15 protein-coding genes are annotated in these 16,576 nt (G+C 42.6%); 7 read left to right on the forward strand and 8 right to left on the reverse strand.

The annotated features are described in order from the left end of the window. Complete coding sequence (locus JR005_RS06125; RefSeq protein WP_218665726.1) at positions 1-1,182, forward strand: S41 family peptidase; 1,182 nt, start codon at positions 1-3, stop codon at positions 1,180-1,182. Positions 1,183-1,199: 17 nt separating this feature from the next. On the opposite strand, the gene JR005_RS06130 is transcribed toward JR005_RS06125, so the two are convergent. The 3 genes from JR005_RS06130 to JR005_RS06140 are packed head-to-tail and all read right to left on the reverse strand — an operon-like array spanning position 1,200 to position 4,875. Next, complete coding sequence (locus JR005_RS06130) at positions 1,200-2,630, reverse strand: sigma-54-dependent transcriptional regulator (RefSeq protein ID WP_026039946.1); 1,431 nt, start codon at positions 2,628-2,630, stop codon at positions 1,200-1,202. A 19-nt stretch (positions 2,631-2,649) separates the two neighbouring features. Beyond that, positions 2,650-4,218, reverse strand: coding sequence for an ATP-binding protein (locus JR005_RS06135; protein ID WP_010588809.1), 1,569 nt, complete (start codon positions 4,216-4,218; stop codon positions 2,650-2,652). A 21-nt stretch (positions 4,219-4,239) separates the two neighbouring features. Beyond that, entirely contained in the window at positions 4,240-4,875 is a 636-nt protein-coding gene (locus tag JR005_RS06140; protein ID WP_004995355.1) for a response regulator, read from the reverse strand. A 214-nt stretch (positions 4,876-5,089) separates the two neighbouring features. Between JR005_RS06140 and pbpG the strand changes: the two genes are divergently transcribed. After that, entirely contained in the window at positions 5,090-6,151 is a 1,062-nt protein-coding gene (gene pbpG, locus JR005_RS06145; RefSeq protein WP_104794821.1) for a D-alanyl-D-alanine endopeptidase PBP7/8, read from the forward strand. Positions 6,152-6,253: 102 nt separating this feature from the next. Here the strand turns inward: pbpG and thrC are convergent, their stop codons facing one another. The 4 genes from thrC to xerD form a co-directional block, all read right to left on the reverse strand. Next, positions 6,254-7,393 (reverse strand): threonine synthase, encoded by a 1,140-nt coding sequence (gene thrC / locus JR005_RS06150; protein WP_005001803.1) that lies wholly within the window; start codon positions 7,391-7,393, stop codon positions 6,254-6,256. A 60-nt stretch (positions 7,394-7,453) separates the two neighbouring features. Then, a complete protein-coding gene (locus JR005_RS06155; protein WP_010588808.1) occupies positions 7,454-8,755 on the reverse strand; it encodes a homoserine dehydrogenase in 1,302 nt (433 codons plus the stop codon). Between the two features lie 136 nt (positions 8,756-8,891). After that, complete coding sequence (locus JR005_RS06160; RefSeq protein ID WP_010588807.1) at positions 8,892-9,707, reverse strand: DsbC family protein; 816 nt, start codon at positions 9,705-9,707, stop codon at positions 8,892-8,894. A 155-nt stretch (positions 9,708-9,862) separates the two neighbouring features. Continuing rightward, entirely contained in the window at positions 9,863-10,783 is a 921-nt protein-coding gene (xerD, locus tag JR005_RS06165) for a site-specific tyrosine recombinase XerD (RefSeq protein WP_218665727.1), read from the reverse strand. 147 nt (positions 10,784-10,930) lie between these two features. On the opposite strand from xerD, the gene JR005_RS06170 reads away from it, so the two are divergent. The 5 genes from JR005_RS06170 to ftsW all read left to right on the forward strand — a co-directional run bounded on the left by JR005_RS06170 (position 10,931) and on the right by ftsW (position 16,062). Further along, a complete protein-coding gene (locus tag JR005_RS06170; RefSeq protein WP_005001807.1) occupies positions 10,931-11,197 on the forward strand; it encodes a FeoA family protein in 267 nt (88 codons plus the stop codon). Next, positions 11,194-13,050 carry a ferrous iron transporter B gene (feoB, locus tag JR005_RS06175; RefSeq protein ID WP_044437052.1) on the forward strand — a complete coding sequence of 619 codons (1,857 nt, stop codon included), beginning with the start codon at positions 11,194-11,196 and terminating at the stop codon, positions 13,048-13,050. Before JR005_RS06170 ends, feoB begins: the two co-directional genes overlap by 4 nt. Positions 13,051-13,081: 31 nt before the next feature. Beyond that, a complete protein-coding gene (locus tag JR005_RS06180; RefSeq protein WP_218665728.1) occupies positions 13,082-13,333 on the forward strand; it encodes a DUF6587 family protein in 252 nt (83 codons plus the stop codon). Positions 13,334-13,492: 159 nt separating this feature from the next. After that, on the forward strand, positions 13,493-14,839 hold the full coding sequence (murD, locus tag JR005_RS06185) for a UDP-N-acetylmuramoyl-L-alanine--D-glutamate ligase (RefSeq protein ID WP_218665729.1): 1,347 nt from the start codon (positions 13,493-13,495) through the stop codon (positions 14,837-14,839). 26 nt (positions 14,840-14,865) lie between these two features. Beyond that, positions 14,866-16,062, forward strand: coding sequence for a putative lipid II flippase FtsW (gene ftsW, locus JR005_RS06190; protein WP_218665730.1), 1,197 nt, complete (start codon positions 14,866-14,868; stop codon positions 16,060-16,062). A gap of 53 nt (positions 16,063-16,115) precedes the next feature. Here the strand turns inward: ftsW and JR005_RS14630 are convergent. Then, positions 16,116-16,576: glutamate--tRNA ligase family protein (locus JR005_RS14630; RefSeq protein ID WP_228731761.1), on the reverse strand; the 461-nt coding region annotated here is incomplete at its 5' end.

Below are 16,576 nucleotides of genomic sequence, written 5' to 3' on the forward strand. Positions count from 1 at the left end.
ATGACGCAACACATGAAATTGGGTGCAATCTTTGCAGGCATTTTAATGTGTTGCAGCGCAGTCTCAACATCATTTGCAGCGCCAATTGAGGCAGCAAGTGGGCTGGACTTTGATGAAGATACCGAACAGCATTATGTAGAAATTCCAGTCGATTCTATTCAGCAATTTGTTCAAATTTATGGCATCGTCAAAGATAACTATGTCGATGTCAAACCTGATGAGGTTTTATTTCAGCAAGCAATAAAAGGCTTAGTGGGTGGGCTGGATCGTTATTCACGCTATTTATCTGCGGAAGATTATAAACAATTAATGCAATATACCGAAGGCGATTTGGCATCGGTTGATTTTGCGCTTGTATTTGAACAACACACCAAACAATGGCAGATTCGGGATCTAAAAGAAGGCTCAGATTCTTATAAATTAGGTTTAAGAAATGGTCAAAAAGTGATTAAGATTGATGACCAAATCATTCAAAATCTTAATCATGAACAAGTGCATGCACTTTTATATGGATCAATTGGTTCGACCTTACAAATTCAAACTTCATTGATGAATACGCCTCAAACCTTGGTGCGTAATAAAAAAATGGAAGCTGATATTCAGCCAGTACTCTTACACAATCAGGTTCTGGTTTTAAAAGTTAAAGTTTTTCAGCAAGATACTGCCAATGAAATTAAACGATTATTAGAAGAATACGATATATCCAAACTGAAAGCAGTACTGATCGATTTGCGTAATAATCCTGGTGGTTTGCTTTCAGCAGCCGTTGAAACAGCCGATTTATTTTTAAATCAGGGAGTTATTGTTTCGACCAAAAGTCGTTCGGAAGGCAATCAACAATTTCAGGCGCTACCCAGCAGCGAATTTCAAAAAGTAAAATTAGGAATCCTCATTAATCATCGTTCGGCATCAGCGGCTGAAGTATTTACTGCTGCCATGAAAGACCATAAACGTGCTTGGGTGATTGGTGAAAAGAGCTATGGTAAAGGTGTTGTGCAAAAACTGTTTCCCTTGCCAGATGGTGCAGCTTTACAGATGACGGTGTCGCATTATTACACGCCAAATGGCTCAATGATTGATGGTAAAGGCATACAGCCGAATATTCTGTATCCTTTACCAAATGAAATGCGTGATGAAAATTATCTGGATAATGTCGCTGAGGTTTTGCTCAAGCAAAAATAATCATCAACAAAAATAATTTAAATCTCTTCAGTATCTAAACCAAATTTTTTCAGGCGATAGCGCAAAGATCGAAAAGTCATGCCTAGTTTTTTGGCCGCCAAAGTACGATTCCAATGCGTCAAATTGAGTGCATTTAAGAGAATCTCTTTTTCAACGTTTTCTAAATATTGTTCTAACCCTTCGTGTGGCAGTTTGTTGTTTGCCAATGTCGTAGGAACTGAGTGATTTGAATTTGCGCTAGAAAGATAATCAGAATGATGTTGAATCGGTGCCGTTGCTTGGCTATAACGAAAAGGTGCGGTTTGTAAGTGAGGTAAATCAATTTGATGGTCATCACTTAAAGTAATGGCACGTTCCATCATATTACGTAATTCACGAACATTACCGGGGAAATATTGTTCTAATAAAAAAGTCTGAGCGCGTTCAGACAGAATTTTGACTGGAATTTCCCATTCAGCACACACTTTTTGAATAAAATGATGGGCGAGGAGTAAAATGTCCTGTCCACGTTCACGTAATGGAGGGAGTTCAAGGTCCATCACATGAATGCGGAAAAATAAATCCTGACGGAATTTGCCTTGTTGTACCAATGTTTCAAGATCCTGATGACTGGCACTAATCACGCGGAAATCCACATCAATTTCGTGTTCAGAACCCACTGGACGAACTTTTTTCTCTTGTACAGCCCGTAACAGTTTAACCTGCATATTCAACGGTAATTCAGCAATTTCATCCAGAAATAAACTACCGCCATGTGCCGATAAGATCAGACCTTGTTTGTCTTGAGTTGCACCGCTAAAACTTCCTTTTTTGTGACCAAATAGCTCACTCTCTAAAAGTTCACTGGGAATTGCGCCACAGTTAATGGCAATAAATGGGCCTTCGCTGCGATTACTTAAACGGTGCACCAGATTGGCGATCACTTCCTTGCCTGTGCCAGATTCTCCTGTGACAAAGACGGGTGCTTGTGAGCGTGCAATTTTCTTAAGAGTGGTGCGTAGTTGCTGGATCGGTGCAGAACGGCCAATGAGCAGTCTGTTTTCCAGACTATCTTCATCATTGATGACCTGTTTTTGTGGTCGATTAAAAGCTTTTTGTAATAATTGTTCTAAATGGATTTGGTTGACAGGTTTACTGACAAAATCAAAAGCACCTGCTTTAAGTGCTGCAATTGCAATATCCATGTTGCCATAGGCGGTTAATACTGCGATCGGCAAGTGACTCCAATGCTGTGTAACATAATGCACTAGATCTAGCCCATTGCCATCAGGCAGATTTAAATCAGTCAAACAGGCATCATAATTATTGTTTTGCAGAAGTTCTTTCGCCTGCGCAATACGATAAGCACAATGTGTTGCTATCCCCATACGCGCTAGCGTCATTTGCATTAACGCACAGAGATCTTCTTCATCATCAACCAGTAAAACCAGCGGTTGTTTATTCACTATAACCCCATGAAACCTAATATTATTTATCTTTTGTTGAGCATTGAATTCTAAAACATGCTCCTTTTTGTTGTTCCACATAACTGAGCTTGGCGTGATTGGCTTCACACAGACTATGGGACAAATATAATCCTAAACCAGTTCCCTTGATTTCGGTACTAAAAAATGGCTTAAATAGTTGCGATATATCACGTTTTTCGATGCCATTGCCAAAATCAATCACATCAATGAATACTTCAGCTTGAACCATACGTACGGATAATACAATCTGATCAACATCTGGATCATTATGGCGTAATGCATTGCGAATCAGGTTGATTAAAACTTGGGTTAACTGTTTTGGATCAAATTGAACGATTACCTTCTCGGTCATCTCCAAGCGGATTTGATGTTGAACATCGGATAAATCTTCAGTCAGTAAATGAGACAAAAAGCTATCTAACTCAATCAGCATCGGATGCGTGGTGTCATTGCGCGCCATACGCAATGTATCTTCAATAATATCATTGATACGTTTTGATTGTTTACTGATCATTTTTTGCAGTAAATGTTGCTGTTCAGATTCGCTGCCAATATACAGTTCATTGGCCTGTACAATCGCTGCCAATGGGTTACGAATTTCGTGGGCAATACTGGCGGAAAGTTGTCCTAAAGCGGCAAGTTTAAGCTGTTGAACCTGTTGATTGAGCTGCTGCACATCCTGCAAGCGCAATAAAATTAAAGCCTGATGTGGCACGATCAAGCGTTGTACCTTGATATGCACGTTATAAGTAGACAGTTGTGATTCAAAAATAAATTGTTCGCCGTCTTCTAAGGGATCAAATCTTAAAAGCTCAAATAAATCGGGCTGGGTTTTGGCCAACGGAAGTTGTTCATGCGCAAATAATGGCGGAATGCCCAACAGCGTACAGGCGGCTGGATTGCTGAGCACCACATGGTAGTTTTCATCTAATACCAGATAGCCATCATCAATTTGTTCTAAAATATAACGATTAATATTTTGAAGTTGATATAGCGCTTGGGATTGACGAAAGCTAATATTTTCCAGAATTTTAAAATGTTTTACAGCAACTTGACCAATGCCATACATGACAAAAAACAAAAAAGCCAGTAAAGCACTATTTCCAATGGTGCTTAAATTATTATAATCAAAAAAACTTGAAAAAAACTGTTGATAGATCAGTGAAATAACAGCAAGAAGCGTGATCACCAAAGAGACTTTTCTGGGCAGTAAAATCGCGGCAGAAAACACCGTAATAACATACAGCAAACTAATATTTAAATTTGGTGCGCCCAGAGAAAATGTCAGCAATCCCAATGCAATGACATCAACCACAAACACTATAATCAGTTGACGATCAATCTGTCGTGGATAAAACTTAAACAATAAAAACTGAATCAGACTGGCTACGCAATAAGCGATAAGCGTATAAAAATACAATACAGGTTGATTATAGTCGGCATTTAACTGCTCAGAAATGAGCTGAAAAATAATGATTAAACCTGTGACAATAAGCAGGCGGTAAAGGGTGTACCACAAACCTAAACGGTAAATCGTATAAGAAAGTGGCGTAGAAGATTGCGCCTGCATGATTGTATCTAACTCGAATACTTAAGGTTTGATGAGTCCGTAACGAATAGCAAGATGAGTGAGTTTGACATCACTATCAAGATCCAGTTTTTCAAAAATACGATAACGGTAAGTATTGACTGTTTTCACACTCACAAAAAGCTTATCAGCAATTTCCTGAGCGCTGATACAATTGACGACCATCATCGCAACTTGCATTTCACGTTCTGAAAGTGCATCAAAAGGCGATTGCTGAGTATCTGATAGATAAGAACTGGCTAGTTGTTCAGCAATATCAGCACTGAAATATTTACCGCCTTGCATGACTTTATTAATCGCTCTGACCATCTCGGTAATCGGAGCGCCTTTAGTAATATAGCCTTTGGCACCTGCCTTTAAGAGCAATGAGGGATAGGGTTCTTCTGCCAGTCCACTCACCGCGATAACTTTGGTTTCAGGTGCGGTTTGCAACAAGCGACGTGTAGTCTCGACCCCGCCAATGCCGGGCATATTCACATCGAGTAATACCACTTGAGGGTGTTGTTGACGCACTATGGCAATCGCTTCTTCGCCAGATTCTGCCTGTCCAATCACCTCAACACCAGTTTGATCTTCAAGCATACGACAGATCCCTGTACGTACTAATTCATGATCATCAACCACCAAAACTGTGATCACGCTGGCCTCCTTGGACTAAAAAAGATGTTTTTTTGTTACATAAAGCAAAATTTACTTGCAATGTAATGACAAAATTAGCAATCCTATTCACACAAGTTTGAGAGAATAGTTGTACACACTGCTGCCGTCATTATTTGCATGTCGTGCCTTCAAATGTAAGGCATAATGTAGGTAATAAGCAAATCTGTGTGTACCCTGAGTTGAGTAATTGATCGTGAAAAATTCTAAAAAGTCATTAATGCATGTCTTGAGCATGTCTGTTTTGTTTGCACTAAGCTCGGCAAGTTATGCGGAGATTATTGTTAATCCTTCATCGGGGAACGGATCTGCGTCATTAAATTGGTCTTCAGATCAAGCCAGTCAGCTTTTAAATGATGATGGCGAGCTCGAAGCAAGTCCACAAGGTTCAACTAGTATTAGTACAACGGTGCGCAGTAATGGCGCTGCACCAGCCGCGAATACGAATGTTTCAATTTCATCCAACCCGAAAGTCGTGATTCGTGACACGAGTGGCTATGGCTCTCAGCCTTCTGTCAATGCCCGTGCAGCATTGGTGATGGATGCTCAGACGGGTGAAGTACTGTATAGCAAAAATACCAATACAGTCTTTCCTATAGCATCTCTGACTAAACTAATGACGGCTGTTGTGACGTCGGATGCACGTCTCGATATGTCTGAAGAAATCACCTTACAGCAAATCGATTTTGCGGGTGCAGGCGGCAAAAACTCTAGCTCAACGCTACGTGCGGGCGATACTATGAATCGTGCCGAAGTATTGCTGTTTGCTTTAATGAAGTCTGAAAACCCTGCGGCAGCGGCTTTAGCGAGAACTTATCCTGGTGGACGTAGTGCCTTTGTGGCGGCGATGAATGCTAAAGCACGTCAGTTAGGTATGACCTCAACGCATTATGTCGAGTCTACAGGTCTAGATCCTCACAATGTGGCTTCTGCACGTGATCTGGGGATTTTAGCCAGTGCAGCATCTCAATACGGTTTGATTCGTCAGTTTTCAACGACCCCGACCTATGACTTTAATCTGGGCTATCGCGTACTGAAGTCTAACAACACTAACGCATTAGTGCGTAATGGTGGCTGGAATATCAATCTTTCTAAAACAGGTTATATTAATGAAGCAGGGCGTTGTGTGGTGATGCATACCACTGTGAATTCGCGACCAGCAGTGGTGGTGTTATTAGGAGCTTCAAGCTCGCAGGCACGTACCAATGATGCAACTAATTTATTGACTTGGTTATCTCAACAACCAAAACGTCTTTAGCAGATTTTAAAAAAATTTGATGTCATTTTAAATTTACGATCAATATGTCCATTATAAAAAAACCAGTTGCAAGCAACTGGTTTTTTCATGTCAAATCTAAACTTACATATTGGACAAAATAGAGTCTTTCACTTGAGTCATGGTGGCATCAATCGATAGCATGACGGCATCTGCACATTGTTTGATTGCAGTATCAGGGTCTTTTAAGCCGTTGCCTGTCACTGTACAAACGATCACAGAACCTTCTGCAATTTTACCCGCTTTGATGTCACGAATCGCTCCACCAATCGATGCCGCAGAAGCAGGTTCTACAAACACACCTTCATACATAGACAGTAAGCGTTGTGCTTCAAGAATTTCGCTATCCTGAAGTTCATCAAACCAGCCTTTAGAATCACGAACCACAGCTTTAGCATGATTCCAGCTTTGTGGATTACCAATACGAATCGCTGTTGCGACCGTTTCAGGTTGTTCTACAGGTGCGCCACGTAAGAAAGGAGCTGCGCCCGAAGCCTGATAACCCACCATGGTTGGTAAGCCTTCTGGTTTAGGACCTGTGAACTGATCTGTTGCAGCATCATAGATGACTTGTTCAAATTGATCCGCAGGCTGATTCGCCACTGCTTCGGTATAACCCATCCAGTGTGCCGTGATATTACCTGCGTTACCCACTGGTAAGCAGTGATAATCAGGCGCACGACCCAATGCTTCTACGATTTCATAGGCAATGGTTTTTTGACCTTGTAAGCGATAAGGGTTAATTGAGTTAACAATGGTGACAGGAGCCTGATCAGCCACTTCTTTCACCAGACGCATACCATCGTCAAAGTTACCACGGATTTGCATGGTGATTGCACCATACATCATGGCTTGTGCCATTTTACCCATTGCGATTTTGCCTTCTGGAATTAAGACAAATGCTTTGATGCCTGCACGTGCAGCATACGCCGCTGCCGCCGCAGAAGTGTTACCTGTAGATGCACAGATAATCGCTTTAGAGCCTTCTTCAACCGCTTTGGTGACAGCCATAGTCATACCACGGTCTTTGAATGAACCTGTTGGGTTTAAACCTTCATATTTCACATAGATTTCAACATCTTTACCAATCAGACGTGGAATGTTCTCTAGTTTAATCAGTGGGGTATTTCCCTCTCCTAAAGAAATAGCACGGGTCGTTGCTGAAACTGGCAAACGGTCACGATAACGATCAACAAGACCGGTATAACGATTGGCATTAGACATGAGATGATGTTCCAAATGTGAGGTAGAGCTGGTGAGAGGGGAGTGACCCTCTCCACCTGTTTAACTATCCAGCGATTCTAAACGAATTCGTACGATTTCGCCATGAATTGCAGGCAAAGCCTGAATTTTGGCAATCGCGTCATCCATTTTTGACTCAACGACGGGGTCAGTTAAGATCACGATCGGGATTAAATCTTTTAAACGAGATTGTTGCATGATGGCATCAATGCTGATGCCAGCACGACTGAGAATCGTCGTGATATCTGCAAGTACGCCTGTCTGGTCTTCGGCATCGACACGTAGATAATATCCAGTGGTCATTTCTTCGCGTTTGAGGATAGGTAAATCTGTCAAAGCTTCAAAAGCCAGTTGAGGAATCGTTCCAGCACCATCTTCGGTATAAGAAATATCGCGTACAATATCCACAATATCCGCAACTACAGCAGAAGCGGTTGGGCCTGCGCCTGCGCCTGCGCCATAATATAATGTTGGGCCAACTGCATGAGCTTGTACGAGCACCGCATTTTTGACTCCATTGACATTTGCAATCAGTTGTTCTTCTGGAATTAGGGTTGGGTGGACACGTAGTTCAATACCATGTTCTGCACGGCGCGCAATACCGAGGTGTTTAATCCGGAAGCCAAGATCTTCTGCGTATTTGACATCCTGCGCGGTAATTTTACTAATCCCTTCGGTATAGACTTTGTCAAACTGTAGCGGAATACCAAATGCACAAGACGCCAGAATCGTAAGCTTATGTGCAGCATCAATCCCTTCAACGTCAAAAGTTGGATCAGCTTCGGCATAACCGAGTTGTTGAGCTTCTGCGAGCACGTCGGTAAAGGCACGACCTTTATCGCGCATTTCAGTCAGGATAAAGTTGCCTGTACCGTTAATAATGCCTGCAAGCCATTCAATACGGTTGGCAGCCAAACCTTCACGAATAACTTTGATAATCGGGATACCGCCTGCAACGGCTGCTTCATAGGCGATCTGAACTGCATTATCTTCAGCAGCTTTAAAGAGTTCATTGCCATGTTCTGCAAGCAGGGCTTTATTGGCAGTCACGACCTGTTTGCCATGCTTGATGGCTTCCATAATCACTTCATATGCAGGATGGATACCGCCCATGACTTCAACAACTACATCAACGTTGGGTTGACGTACGATTTCCATTAAATCTGCACTTTGCTGAATGCCTTCGAGTTCAAGATCGGGACGAGGACGGCGAGTGCCAACATGGGTAATTTGAATTTCACGGCCGGTGCGACGTTTAATTTCAGCGGCGTTTTCTTGTAATAGTTTAAGGGCTCCACCACCCACGGTTCCAAGACCGAGTATTGCCAGACGAACTGGTTTCACGTCACACTCCATACATGCATTAAAAAATAAACAAGGCTAGATCATAGCTAAAAAAAGCGCCAGACTCTAGGGCGAAGTGTGTTTTATCTTCGCCCAGTGTCAAATTTTTATAAGTGATGGGGATTGTTGTGAATATTTATTTTTCCAGTCGTTTTACCAACTCATCTGGTGTGAGATATCCACCCAGATATTGTCCATCACTGTTGTAAATCGCAGGCGTTCCATTGACCCCAATATTTAGACCCAGTTGATATTGTTCATGCACAGGGTTTTTACATTGTGGAGCTTGTACCGGTAAGCCTTGAATAGATTGATCAAATGCAGCTTTACGGTCTTCACTACACCAGATCGCTTGCATGGTTGGCATAAATTGTTCACCACGAGGCCACGCGATATAGCGAACTTCAATCCCTTTGCTGGTGATCTCACTGAGATGTTCATGTAATTTATGGCAATACGGGCAGCTTGAATCGGTAAACACGTAAATCACATGTTTGGCTTTACCATTTGTAGCTGGGTAAACAATTAAATCTTCAGTTTTGAGTGCTGCAAATAATTTTTTATTTTCTGAAGATTGCAGTGCATCACCGACATTGGTCAGTTCTTTGTCACCTAAACGGATAACTTCCCCTTGAATAATATATTTGCCGTCACTGGTGGCATACACAGAACTCATACCTTCCAGATTCACCCAATATAAATTGGGAACTTCGGTCGGTTTGATATCAATGACTTTAGCCTGAATATTGGCTTTTTTAAATTGTTGTTGTAGCGTGCTGATTAAACGTTGCTGGGCATTACGTTCACTGAGCGTTGAGGCTTCACCTGTTGCGGGCGCACTGGCTGTTAAAGTATCTTGTTTTTGTGCTGAGTTTTCTTTAGAGCAAGCTGAAAGGGCAAGAGCTGTTGCCACTGTACATGCTAAAAAAAGACGAGATCGGGTAAACAACATAGACGACCCTTTTATCAAAATTCTAAATCGGAAAGGGCTAAGAATAGCAAAAAAAACAAACAGCCATGTGGTTTATTGCACATCAACTGTAAAAAATAATAGCTAAATTTGTAGAATTGGTCACATTATTTTGAGGGTTAATTAATCATTTTATTTTAACCACGTGGATGATGCTGAGCGTGAAGTTGTTGCATACGAACCTGCGCGACATGAGTGTAGATTTGAGTTGTCGATAAATCATTATGCCCCAACAGCATTTGTACTACACGTAAGTCAGCGCCATGATTAAGCAAATGCGTGGCAAAGGCATGACGCAAGGTATGTGGCGATAAATCAGCTTGAATATTGGCCTGTAAGGCATAACGCTTAATGGCATACCAAAAATTTTGTCGGCTCATAATGCCGCCATGTTGCGTAAGAAATAAATAGTCCGTGCTGCTTTTATATAAATGAGGGCGAGATTGCGCCAGATAATGCTCGACCCACTGTGTTGCAAATTGTCCCATGGGAACAAGTCGTTCTTTATTGCCTTTGCCTGTAATGCGTAAATAACCCTGTTTTAAATTAATTAAATCCAGTCGTAGATTTAAGAGTTCCGTGACACGTAACCCACAGGCATATAAAACCTCTAGCATAGCGCGGTCACGAAGTCCTAACGCAGTTTCGGTGTCTGGTGTTTGTATCAGCGCTTCGACATCCTGTTCGGATAAGTCTTTAGGTAAGGCGCGTCCCAGTTTAGGACTTTTATGATTGGCCATCGGATTGTCTGTACGTAATTTCTGCTCACGTAAAAATTTATAAAATTGACGTAATGCGGACAGACAGCGTGCAATGGAACGCGGGCTTTTACCGAGTTTGGTCAGTTCAATCATGACCTCCGAGACATCATGACTTGACCAATTGGTCAAATTAACAGCAGATAAACTACCGCACTGGATTAAATCACTTAAATACGCATTGCGCGTATGTGGGCTGACGCTCTGAGCGACCAGATAATCACGAAAACCCTGTAAAAAACTAAATTGTTCAGGGATATTTACAGCCGCAGGAATACGAGGTTTTTTGCTGATGGTCATCTTTTTATCTCTTGCATGATCAGCACTTTAGGTGAAAAGTCACGCGCTGTCGAGTCTCTGTTCGGGATGAGAATTGTAATTCTTCCTTATTTGTTAATTATTCTCATTTGACGTTATACTATATAAAAGAGTTCAGGATCAGATGCGGTGCGTTTATCAGAGTTAAAAGTTAAGCAAACTGCCATCATCACCAAGGTCAATCGTACCGTAGATGGCAATGCAGATCAGCAAGACCTTGTCGCAAGTCGCTTGGAAACACTTGGTTTTGTTCCGGGTGAGAAAGTTGAAGTCATCACCAAAGGTGTATTTGGAGGAGATCCGATTCTTGTCCAGTTAGGTTTTACGCGCTTTGCGCTGCGTAAAATTGAAGCTGAAAAGATTGAAATTAGCCAGAACGATGGAGTTCCAGCATGAGTGAAGTGCTTCGTGTCGCCCTTGTTGGAAATCCAAACTGCGGTAAAACTTCTCTGTTTAACCAATTGACTGGAACTCGTCAAAAAGTAGCGAACTATGCGGGTGTGACAGTTGAACGCAAAATTGGTTTTTTTGAATTACCTTCAAAAAGAACAGTACGGGTATTGGATTTGCCGGGTACCTATAGTTTGACTGCCACCAGTCCTGATGAAGCCATTACCCGTGATGTTTGTTTGGGTAAAATTGAAGGTGAAGAGCAACAGGATGCATTTTTATGTGTGGTCGATGCGACCAACTTGAAGCTGCATTTGGGCTTGGTGCTTGAAGTTTTGGAGCTGGGTCGTCCTGTTCTGGTTGTACTGAACATGATGGATGAAGCGCGTCGCCGTGGAATTCAAGTCAATGCTCAAAAACTTTCCGAGCGTTTGGGTGTTCCAGTCGTTGAAACTGTGGCTGTGCGAAATGCAGGGGTTGAAACCCTTAAAACTGCGCTAGACCAAAATAAGTTTAGTGTGCCGCATACTGAACTCAGTGGTCTCAAAGGTACTCATCACCAGAAAATTGAAACCATTCTGAACGATGTCGTACATTATGTTGATCAGGAAGATAAGCGTTCTGACTTTCTAGATAAAATCTTTTTGCATCCTGTTTTAGGTCTGCTTAGTCTTGCGATCTTGATGTTTGTGGTGTTTCAGGCGGTATTTGCTTGGGCAGCGCCGTTTATGGATGGCATTGAAGCCTTTTTTGGTTGGTTGGGTGAAGTAGTCGGTGGTTTTATTACTCAACCTTTGCTGCACAGTCTAGTCGTCGATGGGATTATTGCAGGCGCAGGCGCAGTGGCTGTGTTTCTGCCCCAGATTTTGATTTTGTTCTTTTTTATTTTGGTTCTGGAAGAATCGGGTTATTTACCACGTGCGGCTTTTTTACTCGATAAACTGATGTTTAAAGCTGGCTTGAGTGGTCGGGCGTTTATTCCGCTATTGTCCAGTTTTGCCTGTGCGATTCCTGGCATTATGGCAACGCGGAGTATCAGTGACCCGCGTGATCGTTTTACCACGATCATGGTTGCACCACTGATGACCTGTTCGGCTCGCTTACCTGTCTATGCTTTGCTGATTGGTGCATTTATTCCAAATCAAACGGTCTGGGGTATTTTTAATCTGCAAGGATTGGTGCTGTTTGGTCTATACATGGCGGGAATTTTAAGCGCACTACTGGTTTCATTTGTGATGAAATTCTTTCAAAAGGATAAATCACAGCACGCTTTGTTGATGGAATTGCCTAGTTATCGTTTTCCAAACCTGAAAAGTGTGGGAATTGGTTTATTGGATCGTGCCAAGATTTTCTTGAAGCGTGTGGGTGGCATTATCTTCGCGTTATCAGTGTTGTTGTGGTTCTTATGTACATTTCCACAACCGCCAGAAGGTGCGACCTTGCCTGCGATTGATTACAGTTTCGCAGGCATGCTAGGGCACTTGATTCAGCCTTTGTTTGCGCCTCTTGGTTTTAGTTGGCAAATCTGTATTGCGTTGATTCCTGCGATGGCGGCACGTGAAGTCGTGGTTGCGGCACTGGGAACCGTCTACGCACTTTCAGCGACGGGTGGCGATGATGCGGTTGCGCAAAGTCTCAGTCAGTTAATTAGTGCGCCAGATACAGGATGGTCACTGGCAACAGGCCTGTCATTATTGGTGTGGTTTATCTATGCGCCTCACTGTCTGGCAACTTTGGCGACGGTGCGTCGTGAAACAGGTTCGTGGAAATTTGTGGCGATTATGACGGGTTATTTATTTGGTTTGGCTTATCTGATGTCATTCCTGACCTATCAAATTGCATCACGGTTTTTTATTTAAGGCGTATGTTCTGCGCTCAACGGAGGCTGAAATGATTGAATATTTGATTATTGCGGTGTTGGTGATTTGGAGTGCCTTGGTGGTATTTAAAAAGGTCTTTCCGAAAACATCCAGTGCAACATTTTCTGCGTTGTCGGTCTTTTGTGAACAGCGCGGTTGGCATGTGCTGGCCAAGTGGCTAAAACCTAAAATGTCAGTAGGTTGTGCAGGCGGCTGTGGTTGTTCGAGTGATGAAAAGCCGATGATTAAGAATAATGAAGTTAAACCCGTAAAATGGCATTAACGATTGAATGAAGATATTGTGCAAAAAGCCATCAACTTGATGGCTTTTTTTACGCGCTGACACAAAAAACGATGAATAAAATGAAAACTGAAAAAGTATTCAAAACTTAGAAATGCTAACATTTTGCATTCAATTCTGGCATCGATATGCGGAGCAAACATGCTAATACAACGGGGTGGATTAAAAGTCGTAGCAGGACTTGGTATTTCAGGGGTGTCTGCTGTGAATTTTCTACATGAACAAGGTTATCGGGTTGCGGTAACTGACTCACGTGAAACGCCACCCGGTCATGATCAGATTCCTGCTGAAGTCAAAACCAGTTTTGGTCAACTGGATCTGGAATTGCTCCTACAAGCCGAAGAAATTATTTTAAGTCCAGGGCTTGCGCCGCAGCTTCCTGAAATTCAACAGGCCATTGCGAAAGGCATTCCAGTGGTTAGTGATATTCAATTATTACGTCGCGCTACAGATGTGCCGATTATTGCAATTACGGGTTCAAATGCAAAAAGTACCGTCACCACCCTGATAGGACAAATGGCACAGGATGCAGGGCGTAAGGTTGCAGTAGGGGGGAATCTGGGGCGTCCTGCGCTTGATTTACTCAAAGACCAGCCTGAATTAATTGTACTGGAATTATCCAGTTTTCAACTGGAAACCACGTCGAACTTGAATGCGGCTGTGGCAGTTGTGTTGAATATGAGTGAAGATCATTTAGACCGTCATGGTGATATGTTCGGTTACCATAAAGCCAAACATCGTATTTTTCAGGGCGTCAAAAAAGTTGTTTATAACCGCGATGACAGTCTGACTCGACCTTTAGTGCCTGATCAAACGCCGATGCAAAGTTTTGGCTTAAATGCGCCTGATCTTAATCAATACGGCATTTTACGTGAAGATAATGGTACGTTGTGGTTAGCACGAGGTCGTGAACGTTTGATCAAAAGCTCCGAACTGTATATTCAGGGAACGCATAATGTTGCCAATGCACTGGCCTGTCTGGCTCTAGGGGAAGCGATTGGCTTACCACGAGATTCGATGCTAGAGACCTTAAAGCAATTTAAAGGCTTGGAGCATCGCTGTGAATATGTCAAAACCGTGCATGGCGTACGTTATTATAATGACTCCAAAGGAACCAATGTCGGTGCGACACTTGCTGCGATTGATGGTTTGGGTGCCGCGATTGAACCGCAACAAGGCAAAGTGGTGGTGATTTTAGGTGGGCAGGGCAAAAGTCAGGATTTCAGCTTACTTAAAGCTTCGGTGGCTAAATATGTCAAAGCAGCGATCCTGATCGGTGAAGATGCGCCAATACTGCAAACTGCCTTACAGGGTAGTACAGAATTGATTCAGGCACAAAGTTTGAAGCAAGCGGTCGAATTGGCTCAAGCGAAAACAACTGAACATGATGTTGTATTATTATCGCCTGCATGTGCAAGTTTTGATATGTTTACAGGCTATCCAGACCGTGGGTATCAGTTTGTCGCTTGTGTAAATACACTGGTTTAATCAGAACAAAAAATAAGGAAGATGCGATGGCTGGCTTTGCTCAGACAACCATAACCAAACTTAATCAGCTCTATGATCGCTGGATCCCCAAATTTCCTGCGGAAATGACTGCTAGAAATTTGCTGATTTTCTGTGTGGTATGTTTGTTGTGTATCGGCTCGGTTATGGTGGCTTCTGCTTCCATGCCTTATGCTGAATATATGCATGAAAATCCATTTCATTACGTGGTTCGTCATGCAATCTCGATTGCCAGTGCAGCAGTCATTGCTTATTTGGTCTACAAGGTTCCACTCAATCTCTGGTTTAGGAATACCTTTCCATTGTGGTTGTTTACGATTGTACTGCTACTGGCGGTATTGGTGATCGGTACAGAAGTGAATGGCTCCAAGCGCTGGATTCGATTGGCAGGTTTTACTTTGCAGCCGACGGAAGTGGCGAAAGTGATGATGGCAATTTTTACCGCTGATTATGTGGTACGCCGCGCCAAAGAAGTCCGTACCCATTGGAAAGGCCTAGTGCGCTTGAGTGGAATTATGGCGATTACTGTCGGTTTGATTATTGCAGAGCCTGATTTGGGCGCGACCGTGGTCATCGTCCTGATGATGGTGGGGATCTTCTTTTTGGCAGGAGCGCCGCCTACTCAGTTTGCCATTATGCTCGGTGCGGTATTGATGGGAATTGGTTTCCTGATCGTATTTGAGCCATATCGAATGGCACGTGCACTTTCTTTCACCAATCCATGGGCAGATCCCTTAGGAACGGGTTATCAGTTATCCAATGCCTTGATGGCTTTTGGGCGTGGTGAATGGTTTGGAACAGGTCTGGGGCATAGTGTTCAAAAACTTTCATATTTACCTGAAGCGCATACAGACTTTATGCTGGCGGTATTAGGCGAAGAATTTGGTTTTGTGGGTATTTCGCTGGTCATGGTTTTGTCTTTTGGAATGTTGGCTTGTTGTATCAAAATTGGGCATCGTGCTTTAAAACACAATTTTCTGCGTGCAGGTTATCTAGCATACGGCATCAGTATTATTTTCCTGCTTCAGATTCTGGTGAATGCAGGCATGAATATGGGCTTAATGCCGACCAAAGGTTTAACGCTACCTTTTATTAGTTATGGAGGAACGTCGCTGATGATGTGTGCCGCCATGATCAGTTTGGTGCTTAAAATTGACTCTTCTACTCAGCAAGTTAACCCAAACCGAGAAGAATCCAATTTCTAATGATTGAACAGCAAGACCAATCAACCCAGATCAAATCTGGGTTTTTTTATGGGTTAAAGGAAGGTGCCGCTCAGTTCGGTCTGATGCGGAATCTGGTCAATATTCCATTGAGTCACTGCTTGTTTTAGCATATTTGAAGGGATATCTAACTCAACAGGTGATTGGTGTAATGCTTCGATTGCTTGTGCTAATAATAAGGATGCCTGTTTTGGATCGAGTGCTTGTGCCAGATTTTGTTTGGAAAGCTTTTGACCATTGGCGTTCATGGCCAATGGCAAATGCATATAGCTTAAACGTGGATAACCGAGTAGCTGACCTAACCAGATTTGACGCTCGGTATTATCGAGTAAATCTGCACCGCGAACGACGTGGGTAATACCTTGCAAATAATCATCCACGACCACAGCCAGTTGATAATTAATAATGCCATCACGGCGTTTTAGTACAAAATCACCTAAATCGTGTTGGAGGTTACTGCAATGTCGACCTTGTAAACGATCTTCAAAACAGATGT

Origin of the sequence: Acinetobacter sp. Colony158 (assembly GCF_019264745.1) — a bacterium.
GTDB classification, from domain to species: Bacteria; Pseudomonadota; Gammaproteobacteria; order Pseudomonadales; family Moraxellaceae; genus Acinetobacter; species Acinetobacter ursingii.